This window comes from Mumia sp. ZJ1417 (assembly GCF_014127285.1).
Taxonomy (GTDB): domain Bacteria; phylum Actinomycetota; class Actinomycetes; order Propionibacteriales; family Nocardioidaceae; genus Mumia.
In genome coordinates this window covers 2,012,248-2,034,768 of sequence record NZ_CP059901.1, presented here as the reverse complement: position 1 = coordinate 2,034,768, position 22,521 = coordinate 2,012,248, and the positions used below count along the sequence as shown (strand labels likewise).

Here is a 22,521-nt window from a genome sequence, read left to right as displayed (position 1 = left end):
TATCGGGGGGCGAATGTCGGGTCGTGATGTCGGGATGTTCGTCAGGCGCCGGGGATCGGGACGGACGGGTCGTACGGGATGCGGGTGTAGCAGAACGTGCCGATGTCGAGGTGGCTGATCGTGCCGTCCTCGCGTCGGACCACCCGCAGCGTCTCGCCGAGCTGGTAGCCGGACAGGCCGGTCCACGTGTCCGCTCCCGCCGGCGCGAATCGATACGCGCGGCCTCCGTCGGCCGCGAGCGAGAGGACCTTGCCGTCGTACGCCATCGTGAACGGCTGATGGCCCCAGTGCCAGGTGCCGAGCAGCTCGCGCACCCCGTCGGGAAGCTCGCCGGTCGGCGTCCACTCCGGCACGATCACAGGCTCGTGCGCGAGCACCGTCTCGATCAGCGTGCGTGGCAGGCCACCCACGTCGAGCCCGTACGCCGTGTTGGCCAGGACCACGGCGCCGACCCCGCTCTCGCGGTCCACCCACGCCCCCGCGAGGAACCCGGGCATCGATCCGCCGTGACCGGCCAGCACGCGCTCGCCCGCGACCGGCAGGCGCACGCCCAGCCCGTACGACTCCGTGCCCCTCTCGTCAGGGTCACCGGACTGCGGCGTCGTCATCGCCGTGATCACGCGGTCGCTGAGCAGCGTCGGGCGGGCGAGCTCGGCGAGCCACAGGCACAGATCGGCCGGCGTGCTCCAGAGCTGGCCTGCCGGCGCCATCGCACCCGTGACCTGGTGCGGCTCCGCGACGAGCATCCCCGTCAGCGCCTCGACCGCATAGCCGTCGGCGTACGGCGTCACCGCGTCATACGTCGTGCGGGTCATCCCGAGCGGGACGAGGATGCGGTCGGCGAGGACGTCGCGCCACGGCGCACCGCACAGCCCCTCGACGACGCGACCGAGCATCGCGTACGACAGGTTGGAGTAGTGGTGGCGCTCGCCCGGCGACAGCACCAGGGAGGCGTCGGCGTTGGCGGCCGCCAGCTCCTCGTACGACCCGCCGGGGCTGCGCTCCCACCAGGGGCCGGCAGGCTCCGCCGGGAGGCCGGCGGCGTGCGACAGGAGGCCACGGATCGTCGCCTCGGCGAACGGGCCCTCAGGGACGTGCTTCCCGACGGTGTCCGCGAGGTCGAGCACGCCCTCGTCGACGAGCTGCATCACGAGCGCGGCGGTGAGCATCTTGGTGAGAGACCCGATGCGGTACTGGGTGTCAGGCGTCGGGCGGCGGTCCTCACCCTCTCGCACCGCCGTGCCCCGGACGCCGGACCACACCACGTCGCCGTCCCGGACGACCGCGGCGCTCAGCGACGGGACGCGACTGCCCGCTTGCGCAGCGGCGATCGCCGCCTGGAGGTGGACGGCGGTCGACGGGAGGACGGGGGGCGTCTGCGGCTGCGAAGTCACTCCGCGAATGCTTCCGGAGGAGGGCATGCGCACGCAAGGTTGCGGTCCCCGTACGCCTGGTCGATGCGGGCGACGGTGGGCCAGTACTTGTCGACGTGGCTCCCCGACGGGAAGGCGCCCGTGTCGCGGTCGTAGGCGCGGTCCCACTCCCCTGCCAGCGCCTTGAGCGTGTGCGGGGCACGACGCAGCGCACTGTCCGCCACCGCGACCTCGCCGCGCGTGACCGCGTCGATCTCCTCGCGGATCGCGATCATCGCGTCGCAGAACCGATCGAGCTCGGTCAGCGACTCGGACTCGGTCGGCTCGACCATGAGCGTGCCAGAGACCGGGAAGCTCATGGTCGGTGCGTGGAAGCCGTAGTCGATCAAGCGCTTTGCCACGTCGTCGACGCTGACGCCGCTCGCCTTGGTCAACGGGCGGACGTCGAGGATGCACTCGTGCGCGACCAGCCCGTGGTCTCCGGCGTAGAGCACCGGGAAGTGCTCGCCCAGCCGGTGCGCCACGTAGTTCGCGTTGAGGACGGCCACCGACGTCGCCTCGGTCAGCCCCTTCGCCCCCATCAGCGCCACGTACGCCCACGAGATCTGCAAGATGCCCGCCGATCCGTAGGGAGCCGAGCTGATCGCACCGATGCCCACGCGGTCCTCGGCCAGCGGTGCCATCGGGTGACTCGGCAGGAACGGCTTGAGGTGCGCGGCGACCGCCACGGGGCCGACGCCCGGTCCGCCGCCGCCGTGCGGGATGCAGAACGTCTTGTGCAGGTTGAGGTGGCTGACGTCGCCGCCGAACTCGCCCGGCTTCGCGTGCCCGAGGAGCGCGTTGAGGTTCGCACCGTCGACGTACACCTGCCCGCCGGCCTCGTGGACGATCTCGCACAGTTCGGTGATGCCGTGCTCGTACACGCCGTGCGTCGACGGGTACGTGACCATGATCGCGGCGAGGTCGTCGGCATGCTCCGCGCACTTGGCGCGCAGGTCGTCGAGATCGACCTCGCCGTCGTCGGTAGCCTTGACGACGACGACGCGCATGCCCGCCATCACGGCCGACGCAGCGTTGGTGCCGTGCGCGGACGACGGGATGAGGCAGAGGTCACGGGCCTCGTCACCACGGCTGCGGTGGTAGCCCCGGATCGCGAGCAGGCCCGCAAGCTCGCCTTGCGACCCAGCATTCGGCTGGACGGACACGCCGGCGTACCCCGTGACCTCCGCGAGCCACGCCTCGAGCTGCTTGACGAGCCGCAGCGTGCCCTGGGCGTCCTCGGCCGGGACGAACGGGTGCAGGTCGGCGAAGTCCGGCCAGCTCACCGGCTCCATCTCGGTCGTCGCGTTGAGCTTCATCGTGCACGAGCCGAGCGGGATCATGCCCCGGTCGAGGGCGTAGTCGCGGTCGGCCAGCCGCGTGACGTAGCGCAGCATCTCGGTCTCGGAGTGGTGAGTGTTGAAGACGTCGTGGGTGAGGTACGAGGAGGTACGCGGCGGCGCCGCCTCCAAAGCATCGGTTGCCCTGCCCTCGACGGTCGGCAGGTCGAGGTCCGTGGCACCGAAGGCCTCCCACACTGTCTCGAGATGCGACGGCGTGGTGACCTCGGACGTGGTGATCCCGACGTGGTCGGCGTCGACGCGCCGCAGGTGGATCCCTGCCGCGCGGGCGGCGCTCACGACGTCGTCGGCGCGTGCGGGCACCCGGGCGACCACCGTGTCGAAGAACGTGTCGTGCACGACCTCGACCCCGTGCTGTCGCAGGCCCTCCGCGAGGACGGCCGCGCTGCGGTGGACGCGGTACGCGATCTGCCGCAGGCCCTCGGGGCCGTGGTAGACGGCGTACATCGACGCGACCACAGCGAGCAGCACCTGTGCCGTACAGATGTTGGACGTCGCGCGGTCGCGGCGGATGTGCTGCTCGCGGGTCTGCAGCGCGAGCCGGTACGCCGGGCGCCCCTCGGCATCGACGGAGACACCGACCAGCCGGCCGGGGAGGTGGCGCTCGAGGCCGTCCTTGACCGCGATGAAGCCGGCGTGCGGGCCGCCGTAGAACATCGGTACTCCGAACCGCTGGCTCGATCCGACCACGACGTCAGCGCCGAGCGAGCCCGGGGACGCGAGCAGCGTGAGCGCGAGCGGGTCGGTCACGACGACGGCGAGTGCGCCTCGCTCGTGCGTCGCGGCGATGACCTCGCTCGGGTCGGCGATCGCGCCGTCCTCGCGCGGGTAGGCGATCAGCGCACCGCACAGGTCACCGTCTGGCAGACCCTGCGAGAGGTCGGCCTCGACCAAGGGGATGCCCATGGCCTCGGCGCGGGTACGGACCACGGCGAGCGTCTGCGGGAGACAACCGGTGTCGACGACGAACGGCTTGTCAGCGTTGCCGCGGACGGCGCGGCGCGTCAGCGTCATCGCCTCGGCCGCGGCCGTGCCTTCGTCGAGCAGCGACGCGTTGGCGGTCGGTAGGCCGGCAAGGTCGGCGACCATCGTCTGGAAGTTGATCAGCGCCTCGAGCCGGCCCTGAGAGATCTCGGGCTGGTACGGCGTGTAGGCGGTGTACCAGCGCGGGTCCTCGAGGACGTTGCGCCGGATCACCGGCGGCGTCACGGTCGGGTGGTAGCCCAGGCCGATCATCGCCACACCAGGGTTGTTCTGGTCCGCCAGGGTGCGCAGGGCGGCGGTCACCTGCGGCTCGGACAGGGCGGGAAGCAGCGACAGCGTCTCGCCGAGGTGGATCCCCTTCGGCACGGCGGCTGCCATGAGGTCGTTGAGGTCGCGGTAGCCGAGCGCCTCGAGCATCCGTGCCTGCTCGGCCGCGTCGGGGCCGATATGGCGGCTCGAGAACGGCGCAACGCCGGCAAGGTCGCTCAGACGTGGGATCGTGGACTGGTCGCTCATTCGCGAACTCCCGCAGGCTCGGGTGGGGTCGGTCAACAACCCTCCCCCTCTGTTACGCGACGATGCGCTTCAGAGTGCCTGGGTCACGCGGTCCTGGTGCCTGAGAGGTTCCGGGGAGGAATTGCCCCTTCGGCGCCGTGACGCTGCACGGGCTCTCCCGCGTGACGTGCTCGGCCGTACCCAGTCAGGCTATCAGCCGACGCGACGTGACTTGCTCAACCGACGCGCCGACCACGGCGACGCTGCGCCAGCTCGTCCGACGGGTCGTCCGACACGGCGCGCTCGCTCGGGAGCTCGGAGAGGGTGCCCTCGATCTCGCGCCAGACGCCGCCGATCGCGATGCCGAAGACGCCCTGGCCGCCGGCGAGGAGATCGATGACCTCGTCGGTGGAGCGGCACTCGTAGACCGAGACACCATCGCTCATGAGCGTCACCGTCGTCAGGTCGTCCGTGCCGCGCTCACGCAGGTGCTGGATCGCGGAACGGATCTGCTGCAGCGAGATGCCGGCGTCGAGGAGGCGCTTGATGATCTTCAGCAGCAGCACGTCGCGGAACGAGTACAGCCGCTGGGTGCCAGAGCCACCGGCGCCTCGGATCGACGGCTCGACCAGGCCCGTGCGGGCCCAGTAGTCGAGCTGTCGATAGGTGATGCCGGCCGCGCTGCACGCCGTCGGACCACGGAACCCCGAGTCCTCTGGCAGCGCCGACACGTCGTCGTCGAACAGGAGGCCCTGGTCGCCGGCCGCCGCGCGTGCCGCATCGACACCTTCGTACGGGGTCGAATCTTGCTTGCCGCCCACCGGAGCCCTCCGTCTCACCGTCATCTGCCCGTTCAAACTAGGGCCGGACCCCGAGGTGGTCAACGACATCCGCCGCGACTCGCCGGAGCGACCCTCAACCTCAACTCAAGGATGAGGCGCCTATCACGACCCTCCCTCCTCGAAGTCCTCGGGGGTGATCTCGTCGAGGAACTCGCGGAACTTCTCGACCTCCGCTTCCTCCTCGTCAGGCACTCCCACGGAGGACTCGGTCAGGACGTCCTCGTCGCAGTAGATCGGGGTGCCGGTCCGCAGGGCGAGGGCGATGGAGTCCGACGGACGCGCCTCGACCTCCACGCCCGAGGCGAACACCAGGACGGCGTAGAAGACGTGGTCCTTGACCTCCGTGATGCGAACCTCGACGAGCTCGTCGCCCATCGCCTCGATGACGTCTTTGAGGAGGTCGTGCGTCAACGGACGCGGCGGGACGACACCCTGCTGCGCGAACGCGATCGCGGTCGCCTCGACCGCGCCGATCCAGATCGGTAGATAGCGCGGCCCCGAGACCTCCCGGAGCAGCACCAGAGGATTGTTGGTGGGCATCTCCACCCGAACGCCTACGACATCGAGCTCGCGCACGGTCTCAGACTACCCCCGACGACGGAGTCCGTTCTTGACGAGCATCGAGTGGAGCACCACGGAGAGAGACGCCACGTGATGGGCGGCCTCGTCGGCGCTCGCAGCGGCACCGACGTCGCGGCGGCGCCTGAGCGGCTCGACGATCTGCTCCACGATCCCGACCTCGCGGTCGGCTGCAGTACGGAATGCGCGCAGGTGGCGCGGCCCCAGACCGAACCCCGCGAGGTCGCCGAGCGTCTTGGCGATGACGACGTCGGACTCCGAGTAGGTCTCTTGCGAAGGCGCGATGAGCCCGTACTGCTCGGCCTCGGCCAGCAGGTCGCTCTCGATGCCCGACGCCTGGAGGAGCTCAGCCCTCCGGAAGCGCATCTCGTGGGGGCCACCGGTGAACGTCTCGGCGCTCGGGAGGCCGTCGGAGGACATGATCACGCGCGGCACCTGCAGCACGCCCTCGTCGTCCGCTCCGACGATCCCGTGATCGAGGTCGTCGAGCTTCTGACGGATCACCTTGAGCGGCCAGTAGGTGTCGCGCTGGACCCGCAGGACGAGGTGCAGGCGCTCCACGTCGGCACGCGAGAACTTGCGGTAGCCGGCGGGCGTGCGCTCAGGCTCGACCAGCCCCTCGGTCTCGAGGTAGCGGATCTTGGAGATCGAGACGTCAGGGAAGTCCGCGCGAAGCTCGTCGAGCACCTCTCCGATGCTCAACCGGGCGGCGTTCGGCGCGGCCTGCGTCACGCTAGCCTGCCTCAATCACGACGTGGAGCCCTTCGCAGCGCTCGGGTAGTAGACCAGCCGGAACTTGCCGATCTGAACCTCGTCACGACTGTTGAGCCGCACGTCGTCGATGCGGTCACGGTTGACGTAGGTGCCGTTGAGGCTGCCGACGTCGCTCACCGTGAAGCCGCCCTCGGACCGACGGAAGAGCGCGTGCCGACGAGACACCGTCACGTCATCGAGGAAGATGTCGCTGTCGGGGTGACGACCCGCCGAGACCTCGTCGGTGTCGAGGAGGAACCGCGACCCCGCACTCGGGCCACGCTGGACCACCAGGAGGGCTGACCCGGGCGGCAGCGCGTCGAGCGCCGCGGCGTCGTCCGCGCTCAGGCCGCCGCCCGACCCCAGATCAGGGTCGGAGGTCGGCGGGAGCGAGATCGTGGACGTCGTCTCCGACGGGCTCTCGGGGACGTCCGGTGTCGGATCGTCCTCGTTCGTGCGCGACATTGCGGGGATCCCCTTCGCTACTCTCAACCGGTACTCGAGGTTGACGCTGTTGCACTGAACCTACGTGCCTGCTGGGGGGCGGTCAACCGACACACCACAGCAGCTGGAGCCCGTTCAGGACTCGATCGACGCTCCGTACGCGGCAGCGTCCATCAGGCCCTCGAGAGCACCCGGATCGGCGATCCGGATGGTCATCAGCCAGCCCTGTCCGTAAGGGTCCGAATTGACCGTCTCGGGCGTCGCCTCGAGGGAGTCGTTGACCGACACGACCTCGCCGGAGACGGGCGCGAACAGGTCGCTCACCGACTTCGTGGACTCAAGCTCGCCGACGACCGCGCCGGCCTCGACCGCCTCACCGGCAGCCGGGAGCTGGAGGTAGACGATGTCTCCGAGCTGGTCCTGGGCGTAGTCGGTGATGCCGACCGTGGCGACATCACCGCCGAGGCGTACCCACTCGTGGTCCGCGGTGTACTGGAGGTCTTCGGGGATCACGGCGTACTCTCCTCGTCGTCAACGTGCGGGCCGAGCGTACTCGGCCTCGCGTTCCTCGGCCAGTGCGGTCACCTCGAGCGAGTCTGTCTGCTCGACGTTGACCTCTCCTCCGAGCGCCTCCACCTGATCGGCGAGACCCCCTCGGAACATCACTGCCTGGTCCAGCGTATGGGAGTCACCGATCGCCTCGATCACGAAGGGGCGCTTCACCTCACGACCGTCGATGCGGACGACGCCGTTGGAGGAGTCGGTGACGTACGACTGCGCCACTACGCGGACGACGCCGTTGACTTGGATGGCCTCCGCACCGGCGTCCCGCAGCTCCTCGATCGCGTTGAGCAGCGTGCTGGCGCCCACGGTCTCGTCCGGGTCCTCCACGGTGATCACCACGCCGGGCCCGACGACCGGGACGGTGCCGGCGAGGATCGCGAGCGCGTCCGCCGCGCGGCGCGTCTCCTCGACGGCCGCCTGGTTGCGCTCGGAGTCCTGCTGAAGGCTGCGCTGAGTCGCAGCGAGCTCGGACCGCTGCTGGGTCAGACGGTCGTCAGCGCCGTCGAGCGTCTGGAGGAGCGTCACGAGCTCGTCGCGTCGCATGCCGGTGTACTCGTCGTCGTTGGTCGAGCGCACCTGTGTCACCGCGGCGAACCCGAGCAGCAGGAACAGCACCGCGACGACCCACTGGCCGCGCGACGGCCTGCCCGTGAGCGCGTGACGGACGCGCGCCCAGGCCTTCGAGGTATCGGGCGCCGGGTCGCGGTCAGCCATGGCTGCGCCTATGCATGGCTGCACCTATGCATGGGCTGTACCTATGCATGGAAGAGATGCCTCCGGATCGCTGCGGCGTTGGAGAAGATGCGAATCCCCAGGACCACGATGACACCCGTCGACAACTGGGAGCCAACGCCGAGCTGGTCGCCGACGAACACGATGAGCGCCGCGATGAGCACGTTGGAGATGAAGGAGACGACGAACACCTTGTCGTCGAAGCGCCCGTCGAGGTATGCGCGGATAGCGCCGAACACGGCGTCGAGGGCAGCGACGACCGCGATCGGGAGGTATGGCTGGAGGCCGGCGGGGACGCTGGGCTCGAAGAGCAGGCCCAGCGCGATCCCGATGACCAGACCAAGGACGGCGATCACTTGTCCGACACCTCCAGGACCTTGGCGTGACGGATCGTGGTCGCACGTCGAGGCGCTGCGGGCAGCGTCGCCTCGTCACGCTCGGTCACGTCGAAGCGCATGTCGAAGTTCTCCTCGTAACCTGCCCAGAGCTGGGCCGCGGGTGTGTCGATGAAGTTCCCCGGAAGCGTACGCGGACTGCCGATCGCGGTCACCACATATGGGCTGGTCAACGAGCGGTAGTTGACGGTGATCCCGTCTCCGGCGGCACGGATTGACGACATCGAGGTCAACCGGTTGCCGTTGATCGCGATCGCCTCGGCACCGGACTGCCACAGACCGTTGACGAGCATCTGAAGGTCCTTGTCGCGCACGCGTCCCTCGGGCTTGTCGTCGGCGTCGTCGGCGCTGTCGACCACCACGCGCAGAGCTGGACCGGTCACCGCCACAGTCCCCACGACCGCGCCCTGCTCCTTCGCACGGGCCAGAGCCTCGGCGCCGGACTGCTCGCGGCGTAGGCGTGAGACGGCGTTCGTGAGCACGCTGACCTCCTCCTGATGGGTCGCGATGTCGTCCTTACGCTGCTCGATCTGCTTGATCAGCACGGCCCGCTCGCTCTCGGCGGCCGGGCGGCCGGCGCGGGTCTCGAGGACGGCGAGCGTGATCAGGAGAGCGAAGAACGCGACGACCGCCACCGCCGCGATCCGACCCCGGCGGGTCGGCTCGTGCGGCGCGTGCGTGTAGTAGTCGTCGTCGAGCGGGCGGTCGGTGATGTTCTGGAGCAGAGTCATGGAGTTGCCCGTCACGTCTGCTGACGGCACTGTCCCCGATATCGACCCTGTCGTCATCCCTGCTCGGCGGCCCGCCACGTATGGCTCCTCAGCGCGCCTTCACCGGAGGCACGGTCACCAGGAGGCGGCGTACCTGCCAGACGTACAGGAGCCCGGCCCACCAGTAGAGGCCGACGCCCCAGATCGCGAACGCCCAGCCGAACACGTTGGCGAGGCCGGCGACCGTACCGGTGTCGTCGCCGAGCAGCAGGAGGGGGAATGCGTACAACAGCCCGGCCGTCGCCGCCTTGCCGAGGAAGTGCACGGGTAGCGAACTGTAGCCACGGGTGCGCAGGAACGGCACCAGCGCGAAGAGCAGGACGTCGCGCAGCGGCAGGAGGATCGCCAGCCACCACGGGATGATGTCGCGCATCGCGAGGCCGAAGACGACAGCCAGGATGTAGAGGCGGTCGGCGATGGGGTCGAGCAGCGCCCCGACCTTGGACATCTGGCCGAGCCGGCGGGCGAGATAGCCGTCGAGATAATCGGTGAAGCCGGAGACGACCAGCACGACGAGCGCCAGCACGTCGGCCTCCGGGCCGAGGACCAGCCACAGGAACAGGGGCACCCCGAGCAGGCGGACGAAGCTCAGCGCATTGGGGATGGTCAGGACGCGCTCGGCGCTCGAAGCGTTCGTGGCGGCGGTCACTGGTTTCCTTCGGGTTCTTCGTCAGCAGGCGGGTGCGACAAGGTCGGCGGTCACAAGACTAACTGCTCGCCCACGCACACCCGGGGGTCGCCTGGTGAACCCCTCGCTTGCACCGGTGTCTGGGCTGAGAGACTGTGAGGACAACTCAAGAGAATCGATGGAGGACACGTGGCTGAGTACACCCTGCCCGATCTGCCGTACGACTACGGAGCTCTCGAGCCGTACATCTCCGGCAAGATCATGGAGCTGCACCACAGCAAGCACCACCTCGCCTACGTCAACGGTGCCAACACGGCACTGGAGCAGATGGCCGAGGCGCGCGACAAGGACTCGCTCGGGACGGTCAACCTGCTCGAGAAGAACCTTGCGTTCAACCTCGCCGGGCACGTGAACCACTCGGTGTTCTGGCCGAACATGTCGCCCGAAGGCGGCGACAAGCCGGTGGGCGAGCTGGCGGCGGCGATCGACAACTACTTCGGGTCGTTCGACAAGTTCCGCGCGCAGTTCGAGGCCAGTGCCCTCGGCATCCAGGGCTCGGGCTGGTCGATCCTCGCGTGGGAGACGCTCGGCCAGCGGCCGATCATCTGCCAGCTGTACGACCACCAGGGCAACCTGCCGGTCGGGCTGGTCCCGCTCCTCATGCTCGACATGTGGGAGCACGCGTTCTACCTGCAGTACCAGAACGTGAAGGCCGACTACGTCAAGGCCTGGTGGCACCTCGTCAACTGGGCGGACGTGCAGGCGCGCTTCGAGGGCGCGCGCACGAACACGACGACGCTCTACACGCCGTAGCCCCGCTACGTCGTGAAGGGCTAGCCACGCGGAGCCCGGTCGGACGACTCCGGCCGGGCTTCGTCGGCTTCGGGGACGGGCTTGTCGGGTGCAGGCTTCTGCGGCGCCTTCTTCTGAGGCGACGGGCGCCCGGCCAGTCCGGCGAGATAGGCGTTGTATGCCGCGAGCTCGGCGCCGTCGTTCTTGCTCGCGTTGCGGTCGTGCCGTACGGCGTCGCGTGAGTCAGATCGGAACCACTGCACGAACAGCGCCCCCATCACGAGCACCAGCGGCACCTCGCCCATGGCCCACGCGATCCCGCCGCCGAGGTATTGGTCGGACAGCAGGTCGGTCGCGTACGGCCGCTCGAGCTGGTTGTAGTACCCGCTGGCGATGACGCTGGTCATCGCCATGAGCGTGATCGAGAAGAACGCGTGGAACGGGATCGTGACGAGCAGGATCACGAAGCGCCACAGCGGGGCGATCCGACGTGGCGACGGATCGATGCCGATGATGACGTAGTAGAAGAGTGAGCCGGCCGCGAGGAAGTGCAGCTCCATCAGGCCGTGCCCGACGTGGCTCTCCATCGCGGTCTCGAAGATCGGCGTGAAGTAGAGCCCGTACAGGCTGCCGACGAAGATCGCCGTCGCGAACAGCGGGTGTGTCACGACGCTGACGAAGCGGGAGTGCAGCAGCGAGACCAGCATCTGGCGCGGTGACACGTCGCCCTTGCCGCGCGGGCCCGGGAGCGTGCGCAGGGCGAGCGTCACCGGAGCACCAAGGATCAGCAGGATCGGCGCGACCATGCTGAGCATCATGTGCGAGACCATGTGCGCGCTGAAGAGCACGTGCGAGTAGACGCCGAGCCCGCCGAAGGTCGCCCACGCGACCATCACGAGGCCCGCCATCCACGAGATCGTGCGGCCGACCGGCCAACGGTCGCCGCGACGGTGCATCACCAGCAGGCCCTTGACGTAGAGCGCGAGGCAGAGCCCGACGACGGCGAGACCGACGCCGTTCGGTGTGAATCCCCAGAGCAGGCGCCACAGCGTCGGATCCGGCGGCAGCGGGCCGCCGAGGATCGCGTTGACGGTGGTGTCGTACAGGTCGTCCGGGCGTGGCGTCGGGGTGCGCGAGAGCGCCACTGCCACGGCCACGGTCATGCCCATGACGATCAGCTCGACCGCGGCGATGCGCAGGAAGAGGCGGCGCGCCGGGCCGCGGACCGCCGCGTCGTCCGACAGGCCGTCGGCTTGCTCGAGCGAGGTGACCGTACGGCGGCGGTGGACGAGGCCGAGACCGGCGAGGACGACCAGGGCGAGGACCTTGAGACCGATCAGCAGGGCATAACGGGAGTCGAGGTCGGACAGGCCCTGGATGCGGGTCGCGGCGTTGACGACGCCGGAGACGGCGAGGATCGCCACGCACCACACCGCGAGGGTGGAGAACCGCGTGACGGCTGCAGGAAGGCGACGGCTTCCCATGAGCGCGACCCACGCGAGGCCGGCGAGTCCGCCGACCCACAGCGCCGCGCCCACGAGGTGGAGCAACATGCTCACGATCGCGAGGTCGTGCGCGCCTGCGCCCGCGGAGTGGCCCGACATCGCCTGCGGAACGAACCCGCCGAGGGCGAGCCCGAGCAGCAGCGCGGCCGCCCTGACGCTGAAGGTCCGGCGGGCGAGGACGGCGACGAGCAGGGCGATCACAATCTGCGCGAGCTGCGCGCGGCCCGTCTCAGAACCCGTGCCGTACTCGGTGAAGAGGTTCCACGAGAGCGCCGACGGGGGCGTCCCGAAGAGCTGCGAGGTGCTGAAGAAGAACAGCACGAGGGTCGCGCCTGCCCACGCGAACGCCGTGGTCGACGCCACGCGGACCGAGCGCGCCGCAAGGCCCTGCACCTCGCGGGCGCTGGAGGGGAGGAGAAACGCCGCGGTCGTGAGGAACCCGACCGTCGCCAGCCCGGCGAGGTCGGAGAGCACCCGCGTAACCATGAGCGCCCATCCGGTGAACACACCCGGATCGGGTATGCCGAGCGGGGCTGTTGCCGGAAGCGCGGCGCCCAGCGCCAAGGCCACGTACAGGGTGGCGAACGTGGCCAGGAACGCTCCGACGGCCCAACGTACCGGCGCGGTCATCACGCGTCCTCCTTGTCTTCGCGCCGCCGGGGCCACAGCAGCAGCGCAGCGGCAGCGATCACACCGGCAGCCCCCCACAGGAAGTGGGCCCGGTGTTCGTGCACGAACCCCGCACCGGTGTCCTCGTCGTCCTCGGCGCGGGTCTTCTCGACGGTACGCCCCTCGGTCACGGTGACGTACACCGAGCCGTCGATGGGGTGCCCGTCGGCGGACACGACGCGGTAGGAGATGCGGTACTCCCCCGCGATGTCGGCCGGGTTGGTGGTCGCACGGACGCTCTTCCCGTCCGTCCGGGCCTCCCCCGAGGCGACCTGGGTGCCGTCCGGCGCCTCGGCGACGACGTACGCCGGGGTGGTCACGCGCTCGTTGAAGGTCAGGACGATCTCGTCCGGCAGGATCGCCACGGTGGAGCCGTCCGCGGGCGTCGTGGAGACGAGGACGGCGTGGCCGACCGCCGTCGGGCTGCTGAGGACCAGCAGCCCGACGGCGGTCACGCAGGCGAGCACGACGTGGCGCAGGCCGCGTGCGGCCGTGCTCGTCAAGGTTGAGCTCATCGGGAGCGTGGCCCCCTGCGGACGAGGCTGGCCACGAGGGCCCCGACGGCGAGCGCCAGGACGGCGATGCCGCCGACGAGCCAGCCGTCGACGCCGCCGGAGTCCTCGGACTCCGCGGCGTCGTCGTCGGTCTCGGCGTCCGTGGCTCCGTGGGCGCCGTGCCCGTCCTCGGCGTCGGCGAGCGCCACCACCGGAGCAGGACGATCGGGCTCCTCGCCGCTCTCGGGCGTCGGCTGGTCCCAGGCGGCCGTCGTGCCGTCGGAGTACGTCTGGGTGGCCGGGAAGGTGAGGGTGTCGACGTCGGTCGGCAGCGGCCCGACCCGGAGGTCGAACACGTCGAACTCGCCCGGCGCGATGCCGGTCCCCTTCTCGGCGGTCCAGGTGACGGAGGTGCCCTCCACCTTGCTGACGGTCCACCCGGGCTTGGTCTTGGTGGCGACGTACTCGAAGTCGGCGCCCTCGGGGAACGCGACGGTCAGGGCGGTCGTGCTGGCGGTGTCGGACTCGGTCGGGACGCGGAACGAGAGGGTCGCCCAGCCACCCTTCGCCGCGTCAGGGGCGTCAACGCCGACGTGCGCGGACGCGGGTGCGGCAGTGGCGAGGACGAGAGCTGCGGCTCCGGCGAGCATGCCGGAGGGCAGGACGAGCTTGTTCATGTGAGGAGGTGTCTCTCTGCTCAGGGGGTCGTGTGCACAGCCGTCAAGCGCGTGCGGGCGGACCACGGCGCCACAGCGCGGCACCCAGCAGGAGATGGTGGAGGCGTACGGCCGGGGCACCGGTCACCGCCGGAGCGACGTCGACGGCGAGGCGGGCCGGCAACGTACGCACCGCGTACGCGAGCCGGCGCACTGGCCTGCTCACGAGCAGGTCGGTCAGCGACCACAGCGCCCTTTCGCCGTGTCGCAGCAGCGCCACGGTCGCGACCGTGGCGAGGGCGTGCCCGAGGAGCATCGCACCTGCGGAGACCGTGGCAGCGCCCTGCTCGGGCGGCGCGGCCAGCGCGCACCACAGGTGCACCCCGCCCTGGACACCGACGACGAGCGCCGTCAGCGTACGAACGGTCCAACGGTGTGCCGCGAGCCGGTGCGCGAGGAGCGCCGCCGCCACGACGGTGAAGGCGATCGCGGCACCACCGGGAGCCGCTCCCCCACCGGCGAGGTGGCCGAGGAGCGCCACGCAGACGGCCAGGGACGCAGCCACCCCCGCGCGGACGGCACGCCAGGGGCGGCGTGACGTGGCGGGCGTGGTGGTGCTCACGCGCGTCAGCCTAGTTCACAGGTCAGGAACTGTGCACCAGGTCGCCGGGCGCCTAGCCTGGGGTATGACCCACTCCACATCCGCCGACCTGGTCGCGCTCGACGAACGGTGGACCACGCACAACTACCACCCGCTGCCCGTGGTCATCCACGAAGCGTCCGGCGCGTGGGTCACCGACGTCGACGGCCGGTCCTACCTGGACTTCCTCGCGGGCTACTCGGCTCTCAACTTCGGGCACCGCCATCCGGCGCTTGTCGCGGCCGCCGTCGAGCAGCTGGGGCGGGTGACTTTGACGTCGCGGGCGTTCCACCACGACCTGCTCGGTGCCTTCTGCGAGGAGCTGGCCGCGCTCACCGGCACGGAGATGGTCCTGCCGATGAACTCCGGCGCCGAGGCGGTGGAGTCGGCGATCAAGGTCGCCCGCAAGTGGGCGTACGAGGTGAAAGGGGTCCCCGACCCGACGGCGACGATCGTGGTCGCGAGCGGCGGCTTCCACGGGCGGACCACAACGATCGTCTCGTTCTCGGACGATCCGGACGCGTACGGCGGGTACGGGCCGTACACGCCGGGGTTCGTCCGGGTTCCGTACGGCGACACCGACGCGCTCGCCGAGGCCGTCGACGAGCGAACTGCGGCGATCCTGCTGGAGCCGATCCAGGGTGAGGCAGGGGTGATCGTGCCGCCGGTGGGCTATCTGGCCGCCGCACGGAGGATCGCCGACGACGCAGGGTGTCTGCTGGTCGCCGACGAGATCCAGTCGGGGCTCGCACGGACCGGTACGGTGCTCGCGCTCGAACACGAGGGTGTGACGGCCGACCTCTCGACGCTCGGCAAGGCGCTCGGCGGCGGGATCGTGCCCGTGTCGGCCGTGGTGGGACGGGCGGACGTGCTGGGCGTGCTGCGGCCAGGGCAGCACGGCTCGACGTTCGGCGGGAACCCGCTCGCGTGCGCCGTCGGGCGTGCGGTCGTGGGGTTGCTGCGGACGGGTGAGTTCCAGGAGCGGTCTCGGGTGCTCGGCAAGCACCTCCACGCACGGCTCGATGCGCTCGTCGGCCACGGCGTGGACGGCGTACGGGGGCGTGGGTTATGGGCGGGGATCGACCTCTCCCCCGGCGGGCTGACCGGGCGGGAGGCAGCGGTCGCGCTCGTGCAGCACGGTGTGCTCTGCAAGGAGACGCACGGGCGCACGCTGCGCATCGCGCCGACCCTCGTCGTGACCGAGTCCGAGCTCGACCAGGGCATCGACGCGTTGACGGCGGTCGTCGGCGCCTGAGGGTCCACCCGCGACGGGCACGTGGACGCCAGGGCACCAACGCACGGACGTGCGCTCGGCTCGTCGCCAACGCGCCCCGACACGTCACACGAGGGACACGAGCGCGAAAGAGTGCAGCGCACGGTGAGCCCTTGCGGGCCGAGGGGCTCGGGGTGACCGCGCGGCAGCTCGTGGACTCCCTGGAGATGCCGCGTGCCACCACGTACCGGCTGCTCGAGCACCTCGTCCAGTGCCCCGACGTCACCGGGTTCGCCCTTGGGCGACGGGTACGAGACCTGGCGCGGGCAGCGGACGCCCGCGGCGAGGAGGTTGAGTCGTGACGCCTCAGAGCCCGTCCGCGAGTCGGCGCAGGTAGTCGATCTCGACCGTCTGCTCGCGGATGATGTGTTGGGCGATGCTCTTCGTGAAGGAGTTGTGGTCGTTGCCCAGGTAGCCCTTCGACATCGCGACCGCTCCTTCGTGGTGCGCGATCATCAGCGCGAGGAACGACATCTGAGCCTCGGCCGTCGGGAGGCCGCGCAGCGCGTCGACTCTCGCCTCGGGCACCATGCCGGGCATGCTGGCAGCGTCGTGGACGTGGTGGCCCTGAGCGAGCTCAGGCAGCGAGGCCACCCAGGCGTCGATCCACGCGGTCATCGTGGTGATCTCGTTGCGCTGGTCCTGCGCGATGAACCGCGCGGCCGCCGCGACGCGCTCGTCGATCCCGTCGTGAGCGAGCACGTTGCGGCTCAGCTCAACAGCCTGATCGTGGTGCAGCACCATCTCGGCCGCGAACGTCATGTCGGGGCGCTCGGGGATCTGCGCCTTCTCGAGCTCGGGGAAGGTCGTCACGGTTCCCCATGGCCGCTCGACCGTCCCCGCGGAGGGCGCCGAGGCCGAGCCGCCCCCGAGCTGGACGGTCTCCGGCGCCTCGCTGCTGCAGCCCGCGAGCGTCGCGACGGCGGCAAGCAGCACGCAGAGCGCGACGGCGACGCGGCGAGGGCGCACGAGGGCCTCCTGGAGGGGTGGGCGCGACACACCGTACCGTTCCGAGACCGGCGCAGACCCCGGATCGGCGGCTCAACGTAGCCGTCGGGCCAGCCGCTCAGCGTCGTACGGGGCCCGGCCGTCGGCGTCGTTGTCGAAGTACACCCACGTCTCGACGTCCCACCCGCGGATCCGCTCAGCCCAGCGGCGGAGGCGATGGTCGGAGTAGCCGCCGTGGTAGAGCTGCGTGTGGCCGTGCAGGCGGACGTACGCAAAGTCCGCCGTCGCCCGCTCGAACAGCGGCCACGCGCCCGCGCCATCAGAGACGACGAGGGCGATTCTGTGGCTGCGAAGGATTTCCGTGACCTCGTCGATCGCCTGGGCGCTGCGGACCTCGACGGCGTGCGTCAGCGGCAGGCGTGCCCCGTACGAACGAGGCAGCATCGCGCAGAACGCGTCAAGGCGCTCGGGCGTCGGTGCCCCCTCCGCCGGGAGCTGCCAGAGGAACGGGCCGAGCTTCTCGCGTAGCGCAAGGACCCCCGAGGCCATGAAGGTCGCCAGCGGCTGCTCGGGCTCGCGGAGCCTGCGCTGGTGCGTGAGAAACCGGCTGCCCTTGACCGCGAAGCGGAAACCGTCCGGCGTCGTGTCGTACCACCGCTCGTACGTCGTCGGCCGCTGCAGCCGGTAGAAGCTCGCGTTGACCTCGACCGTGGCCAGGCGCGACGCCACATAGCCGAGCTCGTCGCGCCGCGGCAGGTCGTCCGGATAGTAGTCGCCGTGCCACCGGGCATAGCTCCATCCCGAGATGCCGACGTGGACCGGCGGGCTCGCCATACCCGCCACCGTAGGCACCTACCGGCAAGTAACATGGCCACCATGACAGAGCCACGCGTCCTGCTCGCCGTCGACGACGCCATCGCGCACGTCACGCTCAACCGCCCCGAGAAGCTCAACGGCGTCGACATCACGATGTTGCGCGAGCTCGTCGCGACCGCCCGCCGTGTCCGCGAGGACCGCACCGTCCGCGCCGTCGTGCTGCGCGGCGAGGGCGACGCGTTCTGCGCCGGCCTCGACTTCGCCTCGGTGATGAGCAGCCCGGCGACCATCGTGCGCTCGTTCGTCCCTAACCCGCTGCGCGGTCAGAACCTCTTCCAGCGTGGCCTATGGGTGTGGCGCGAGCTGCCGGTGCCGGTCGTCGCTGTGGTCCACGGCCACTGCTACGGCGCGGGCCTCCAGCTCGCCACCGCGGCCGACTTCCGGTTCACCACGCCTGACGCGCGCTGGTCGGTGCTCGAGGCGAAGTGGGGCCTCGTACCAGACATGAGCGGCACCGTCAGCTTCCGCGAGCTCGTCGGCGGCGACGTCGCGCGCCGCCTGACGATGACCGGTGAGGTCGTCGACGGGACGACCGCCCACGCGCTGGGGCTCGCCAGCGGCGTCGCGGACGACCCCGAGGTGCCCGCGCGCGAGCTGGTCGAGGCGCTCATCGCCCGCTCCCCCGACTCCGTCGCCGCCTCCAAGGCGCTGCTCAACCGCACGCGCCACGCCTCGCCGCGGCGCGCCTTCGCGGTCGAGCGACGCCTGCAGCTCGCGATGCTCTTCGCGAGGAACACCGCGATCGCCCGCGCGGCGAACGCCAAGAAGGAGCAGCCCGAGTTCCAGCCGCGCAGCTTCGGCAGCTGACTCCCGGCGGCCTCACGCCTCCTTCGCGAAACGGAGCAGCTGCGGGAGGTCGAACGTGCCGTCGTCGCGAGCCATCGGCGCCTGCGGCTTCCAGTTGGGCTCGACGCTGAGGTACGAGAGAGGGTCCTCGTTGAGCATCCCGAGCAGAACCTCGGCGACGATCCGCCCGCCGACGGGCCCGAGCGTCTTGCCCGCGGCCAGCACCTCGGCCTCCTTGAGGATGTAGAACCATAGCGGCGGGTGCATCCTCAGGTCCTCGCTGAGGTCACCGATGCCCAACGTGTCGGCATCGAGCGGGTCGATGCCCATCGCCCGGGCCACCGTGTTGCCTGCCGGCAGCCCGAGCGCGACACCCCGCTGGAGGTTGCGCTCGGCGAGCGCGTGCGGCGGGTGCGCCGCCACCGACAGCGGAAGATCGGCCAACGGCCTGGCCAGCTTCGTGTCGATGGGCAGCGACGGCTGGGGCGGGGTGTCGGCGCCCGGCATGTCGACCAGGAACTTCCACTCGACCGCCCACTGGGGAGGCAGTCGCCGGAAGCCGTTGAGGTTCGACAGCTCGTCCGGCGGCAGCTCCGGCCCGAAGATCGGGATCGGCCCCTGGTCGCCTCGCGCGTTCTTCACGAAATCGTTGATGTCGTAGCGGCCCCGGATCATCGAGTGCCCGAACCGGTACGCCGCGACCGCGAACTCCACAGGAATGTACGCGGTGTTGGCCGGCCGGTAGAACTGGAACGACGGGCGTATAAGCGCGATCGTCGAACCGTTCGGGTCGGCGACGTAGGTCTCGGTGCGCAGGATGTCGTCGATGACCGCCTGGCCGACGATGCGGCGCAGGAAGTCGTGCACGACGACCCACTGGTAGTGCCAACGGACGAGCCGCTGGGTCTCCTTGAACGCGTCGTCCCCGGTCAGGGGCGTGGTCGACCCCACGACGTCGGCGACCCGGTTGTGGAACTGCAGCATGGTCAGGTGGAGCTGGGACACGAGGAGGTTCTCGTCGTTGCGCGGGTCTCCGGTCAGGGCGCGACCGAAGAAGACCTCCTCGCCGGCGCGCTGACGCGGCTCGTTCCGCGGCAGATCCGGGCCGGCGCCGCTGGTCTCGCCTGGGACGACGCCGACGTCCTCGCCGAGGCGCATCTTGGTGACGGGTCCGGAGTCGTCGTACAGGTACGGCTGGTCGGCGGGCCCCCGGCCGTACAACGAGTCGAGGTCGAACCTCGGGGTACGGAAGTTGTGGAGAGCGTCCGGGTCGTTCTGGCGCCGAAGGCTCGACACCGGGTCGAACGTGACGTCGTGGTCGACGAACTGCCCGAAGTAGGTGTAGCCGGACGGGATGTCGGGGTTCTCGGGCGGCGGCCCGGCCGGTTCGACCATCCGCAGAGCCAGTGCCGTCATGTCGTCGGCGGTGTGCGCGAAGACCGGCAGGTGGCGGAACATGCGGCCGAACCGACCAGTCTTGAACGACGACGACGGGATCACGTCGACGCCGCGCTGAGGCGTCCCGTGATGGATCGGCTTCGTCGGCGTCGTGGGCTCGGGTGCGGGCGGCGGAGGTGGCTCCTCAGCGGTGGAGGTCTCCTGCCCGATGGTGGTTGCCATGGTGTTCTCCTCGCGTGGTGAGTTCCCGAGAACGCCGGCACATCGTGCGTCGGCGTGGCGACTCCCGGGGCGAGCGCACCATCAACCAGCGTCCCCCCACGCGAGGGTCAGGGACAGTGAGGTTGCAAACGGACGTAATCAGACAGGAGGGTCCAGACGGGTCGTCAGCGTCGAGTACGACCTTCACCCACGAGGTCGACGGCCAGCAGGCTTCGGATCTCCTCGTACGACAGGCCGCTCGCGATGAGGTAGTGGAGCTTGGCGAACGCAGCCTCCGTCGTCATGCAGCCACAGCTCACCACCCCCTGCTCCAAGAGCCCGCGGCCCGCGGCGTAGCGGCGCAGGTCGACCGCAGCCGCCGGTGTCTGGCTGACCGCGACGACGGGGATCTTTGCCTCGCGCAGCGCCGCGAGGCGCTCGAACGCGACCTTGTCGGCCGGCGCCGTCCCCCCGCCGAAGACACGCAGCACGACACCGGACGGCTGGCGTGACCACATGAGCTGGTCGTGCCACTGCTCGAGACTGACGGTCGCGAGGGCGACGAACCGGTCCTCGTCGTAGCCGTGGAACCCACCCAGCGGGAGATAGAGCGACAGCCGACGGCTCGTCCCGAGCACGCCCGCGAACCCGTCGAGGTCGGTGGTGGACTGCTTCCAGAGGGTCGCCGCCGCACGCACCTGTCCGGCGAAGGCCAACGACACGCCACCACGACCTGCCTGGACGGTGTCGAGCGCGAGGCGGAGGTTGTCGGCCACGTCGCTGCCGGGCTCGGACGGACCCCGCTGGGCGCCGGTGAGCACGACCGGGCGCGGCGCGTCAGCGAGCGCGAGGGCGAGGGCAGCCCCGCTGAACGCCATGCTGTCGGTGCCGTGGACGACGACCACGCCGGCCACCGACGGCAGCGCGGCGCGGATCTGGCGGTGCCAACGCGTCCAGTCGGCGGGCCCCATCTCAGCGCTGTCACGCAACGGATGGTCGAGCACGACGTCAGCGCGTACCTGGCGCGCGACCGACCAGGCATCCACGATCGCCCGCAGGCCGTCGACTCCCTCGGCCGTCACCGCCAAGCCGTCGGCGCCGCCGCCCATGGTTGCCGTGCCACCCGTGACGAGGACGAGCACCCCGCGCGGACCCGCCAGACCCATCGTCGACGTGCTCACGAGCCTGCCTCGATCTGGCCGCGGCGCACCACATCAGTGCGGATGATGCCGGTGCGGACGTCGAGCACCGGCCGGTAGCGGTCGTAGAGGGTGACGATCAGTGTCAGGAGGAACACGAAGAAGAAGCCTGCTGTCAGGAAGAAGCGTTCACGAGTGGGGACGAAGGTGCTCGCCGCGACGACGAGACCGATGTTGACCGCGGAGAGGACGAAGAACGCCGCCGCGACCGACTGAAGACCGCCGCCGCGGCGCGCGGTCCACAGGCCGATGAAGGAGTTCACCACGATCAGCACTCCACAGCTGACCGCGATCTCCACCGGCGTCGCGGTCACGCTCGGGACGATGTTCGCGATGATCATACTGACGAGCGCGACGATGACGATCTTCTCCAGCAACCAGCTGTCGAGGACCCTGCCACGGGCGACCCGCAGGGCCGCGCGCTCGCGTTCGTCGTCGATCGCGTGCGGGAGCGGACCGGCGGCGAACTGCCAGGCGTGGTCGGGCGGAGCGAGGCGCGGGCGTACGACGAACCAGAACACCGCGGCCAGTGCGAGGACCGCCAGCACCAGCGCCGGAGTGAACCACGGGACGTCGCGCATCGTGTCGGTGAGATCGAGCTTGAGGACGTGGATCCACGCCTCCTGCGGAATCTTGATGACGATCCAGATCACCGCCGCCGCCGCGATCCACCACCGCAGCGAGAAGCGCTTCGGATCCCATCGCGTACGGACGATCTCGTAGAAGATGAAGAAGTACTCGAAGGTGTTGGGGAAGATCAGCAGCAGCCAGCGGTGCGTCCCGCCCGTCAGCTCGAAGATCGTGGTGCCGACCAGGCGGTAGAAGAACAGGAACCGCGCGACCTCGAACGCCGGCCGGCTCGTCCAGTTGCGCATCGTCGCGACGTACGCGAGCGCGAGGTAGTAGATGTCCAGCGCCTTGTCGTAGCTCTGGTAGTGCGAGAGGTCGAGCGACGTGAAGGTCTGGAAGATCGTCTGGTCGACACCGTCGAGCAGCATGCACGCGACGATCGCCGGGAGCGGGTACTTGAAGACGAGGAGCGGGACGAGCAGCCTCGCCACCACCACCGCCCAGAACACGACCTGATCGAGCGAGTCACCGCCCATGCGCACTCCCCTTGTCGTC

At 70.1% G+C, this 22,521-nt stretch carries 24 protein-coding genes and 1 riboswitch; of the genes, 4 read left to right on the top strand and 20 right to left on the bottom strand.

What is annotated here, in order from left to right:
• Positions 1-41 precede the first annotated feature (41 nt).
• From H4N58_RS09830 to H4N58_RS09780, 11 genes are all read right to left on the bottom strand, one after another.
• On the bottom strand, positions 42-1,394 hold the full coding sequence (locus H4N58_RS09830; RefSeq protein ID WP_243845123.1) for a serine hydrolase: 1,353 nt from the start codon (positions 1,392-1,394) through the stop codon (positions 42-44).
• The gene (gcvP, locus tag H4N58_RS09825; protein ID WP_167002587.1) at positions 1,391-4,273 is read right to left on the bottom strand and encodes an aminomethyl-transferring glycine dehydrogenase; all 2,883 of its coding nucleotides are present in this window, start codon (positions 4,271-4,273) and stop codon (positions 1,391-1,393) included. Before gcvP ends, H4N58_RS09830 begins: the two co-directional genes overlap by 4 nt.
• Before the next feature lie 78 nt (positions 4,274-4,351).
• A riboswitch (glycine riboswitch) is annotated at positions 4,352-4,443 on the bottom strand.
• 45 nt (positions 4,444-4,488) lie between these two features.
• Entirely contained in the window at positions 4,489-5,097 is a 609-nt protein-coding gene (locus tag H4N58_RS09820; RefSeq protein WP_167002585.1) for a MerR family transcriptional regulator, read from the bottom strand.
• Between the two features lie 99 nt (positions 5,098-5,196).
• On the bottom strand, positions 5,197-5,670 hold the full coding sequence (locus H4N58_RS09815; RefSeq protein WP_167002583.1) for a bifunctional nuclease family protein: 474 nt from the start codon (positions 5,668-5,670) through the stop codon (positions 5,197-5,199).
• A 9-nt stretch (positions 5,671-5,679) separates the two neighbouring features.
• Positions 5,680-6,405: a MerR family transcriptional regulator gene (locus H4N58_RS09810; RefSeq protein ID WP_208322321.1), complete on the bottom strand. Its 726-nt coding sequence runs from the start codon at positions 6,403-6,405 to the stop codon at positions 5,680-5,682.
• Between the two features lie 15 nt (positions 6,406-6,420).
• Positions 6,421-6,891: an FHA domain-containing protein gene (locus H4N58_RS09805; RefSeq protein ID WP_167002581.1), complete on the bottom strand. Its 471-nt coding sequence runs from the start codon at positions 6,889-6,891 to the stop codon at positions 6,421-6,423.
• A gap of 114 nt (positions 6,892-7,005) precedes the next feature.
• Positions 7,006-7,383, bottom strand: a complete 378-nt coding sequence (gene gcvH, locus H4N58_RS09800; protein WP_167251025.1) for a glycine cleavage system protein GcvH — start codon at positions 7,381-7,383, stop codon at positions 7,006-7,008.
• Between the two features lie 18 nt (positions 7,384-7,401).
• Positions 7,402-8,148, bottom strand: a complete 747-nt coding sequence (locus H4N58_RS09795; protein ID WP_167002578.1) for a DUF881 domain-containing protein — start codon at positions 8,146-8,148, stop codon at positions 7,402-7,404.
• Positions 8,149-8,189: 41 nt separating this feature from the next.
• Entirely contained in the window at positions 8,190-8,522 is a 333-nt protein-coding gene (locus H4N58_RS09790; RefSeq protein WP_167002576.1) for a small basic family protein, read from the bottom strand.
• The gene (locus H4N58_RS09785) at positions 8,519-9,292 is read right to left on the bottom strand and encodes a DUF881 domain-containing protein (RefSeq protein ID WP_167251033.1); all 774 of its coding nucleotides are present in this window, start codon (positions 9,290-9,292) and stop codon (positions 8,519-8,521) included. The genes H4N58_RS09790 and H4N58_RS09785 overlap by 4 nt, the downstream gene beginning before the upstream one ends.
• Before the next feature lie 88 nt (positions 9,293-9,380).
• Positions 9,381-9,980 (bottom strand): CDP-alcohol phosphatidyltransferase family protein, encoded by a 600-nt coding sequence (locus tag H4N58_RS09780; protein WP_167002572.1) that lies wholly within the window; start codon positions 9,978-9,980, stop codon positions 9,381-9,383.
• A gap of 168 nt (positions 9,981-10,148) precedes the next feature.
• Here H4N58_RS09780 and H4N58_RS09775 point away from each other — a divergent pair, with 168 nt between their 5' ends.
• Entirely contained in the window at positions 10,149-10,772 is a 624-nt protein-coding gene (locus H4N58_RS09775) for a superoxide dismutase (protein WP_167002570.1), read from the top strand.
• A 20-nt stretch (positions 10,773-10,792) separates the two neighbouring features.
• Here the strand turns inward: H4N58_RS09775 and H4N58_RS09770 are convergent, their stop codons facing one another.
• From H4N58_RS09770 to H4N58_RS09755, 4 genes are read right to left on the bottom strand one after another with little or no spacing between them, the layout of a single operon-like run.
• Entirely contained in the window at positions 10,793-12,886 is a 2,094-nt protein-coding gene (locus H4N58_RS09770; protein WP_167251038.1) for a cytochrome c oxidase assembly protein, read from the bottom strand.
• Positions 12,886-13,428 (bottom strand): copper resistance CopC family protein, encoded by a 543-nt coding sequence (locus H4N58_RS09765; protein WP_167002566.1) that lies wholly within the window; start codon positions 13,426-13,428, stop codon positions 12,886-12,888. The genes H4N58_RS09770 and H4N58_RS09765 overlap by 1 nt, the downstream gene beginning before the upstream one ends.
• A gap of 8 nt (positions 13,429-13,436) precedes the next feature.
• Positions 13,437-14,096: a YcnI family protein gene (locus H4N58_RS09760; RefSeq protein WP_167251040.1), complete on the bottom strand. Its 660-nt coding sequence runs from the start codon at positions 14,094-14,096 to the stop codon at positions 13,437-13,439.
• A gap of 43 nt (positions 14,097-14,139) precedes the next feature.
• Positions 14,140-14,697: a hypothetical protein gene (locus H4N58_RS09755; RefSeq protein WP_167002562.1), complete on the bottom strand. Its 558-nt coding sequence runs from the start codon at positions 14,695-14,697 to the stop codon at positions 14,140-14,142.
• Positions 14,698-14,761: 64 nt separating this feature from the next.
• On the opposite strand from H4N58_RS09755, the gene rocD reads away from it, so the two are divergent.
• The gene (gene rocD, locus H4N58_RS09750) at positions 14,762-15,970 is read left to right on the top strand and encodes an ornithine--oxo-acid transaminase (RefSeq protein WP_167251042.1); all 1,209 of its coding nucleotides are present in this window, start codon (positions 14,762-14,764) and stop codon (positions 15,968-15,970) included.
• A 131-nt stretch (positions 15,971-16,101) separates the two neighbouring features.
• Complete coding sequence (locus tag H4N58_RS09745; protein WP_347877925.1) at positions 16,102-16,290, top strand: helix-turn-helix domain-containing protein; 189 nt, start codon at positions 16,102-16,104, stop codon at positions 16,288-16,290.
• Between the two features lie 4 nt (positions 16,291-16,294).
• Here H4N58_RS09745 and H4N58_RS09740 read toward each other — a convergent pair whose 3' ends face one another.
• Positions 16,295-16,957, bottom strand: a complete 663-nt coding sequence (locus H4N58_RS09740) for a DUF305 domain-containing protein (protein WP_167002556.1) — start codon at positions 16,955-16,957, stop codon at positions 16,295-16,297.
• 72 nt (positions 16,958-17,029) lie between these two features.
• Positions 17,030-17,770 carry a DUF72 domain-containing protein gene (locus H4N58_RS09735; protein WP_167251044.1) on the bottom strand — a complete coding sequence of 247 codons (741 nt, stop codon included), beginning with the start codon at positions 17,768-17,770 and terminating at the stop codon, positions 17,030-17,032.
• A gap of 42 nt (positions 17,771-17,812) precedes the next feature.
• Here H4N58_RS09735 and H4N58_RS09730 point away from each other — a divergent pair, with 42 nt between their 5' ends.
• On the top strand, positions 17,813-18,619 hold the full coding sequence (locus H4N58_RS09730) for a crotonase/enoyl-CoA hydratase family protein (RefSeq protein ID WP_167251046.1): 807 nt from the start codon (positions 17,813-17,815) through the stop codon (positions 18,617-18,619).
• A 12-nt stretch (positions 18,620-18,631) separates the two neighbouring features.
• Here H4N58_RS09730 and H4N58_RS09725 read toward each other — a convergent pair whose 3' ends face one another.
• From H4N58_RS09725 to H4N58_RS09715, 3 genes are all read right to left on the bottom strand, one after another.
• Positions 18,632-20,218 (bottom strand): heme peroxidase family protein, encoded by a 1,587-nt coding sequence (locus H4N58_RS09725; RefSeq protein WP_167002550.1) that lies wholly within the window; start codon positions 20,216-20,218, stop codon positions 18,632-18,634.
• A gap of 164 nt (positions 20,219-20,382) precedes the next feature.
• Positions 20,383-21,378 (bottom strand): asparaginase domain-containing protein, encoded by a 996-nt coding sequence (locus tag H4N58_RS09720; protein ID WP_167002548.1) that lies wholly within the window; start codon positions 21,376-21,378, stop codon positions 20,383-20,385.
• Entirely contained in the window at positions 21,375-22,502 is a 1,128-nt protein-coding gene (locus tag H4N58_RS09715; protein WP_182397168.1) for a hypothetical protein, read from the bottom strand. The genes H4N58_RS09720 and H4N58_RS09715 overlap by 4 nt, the downstream gene beginning before the upstream one ends.
• Positions 22,503-22,521: the final 19 nt, after the last annotated feature.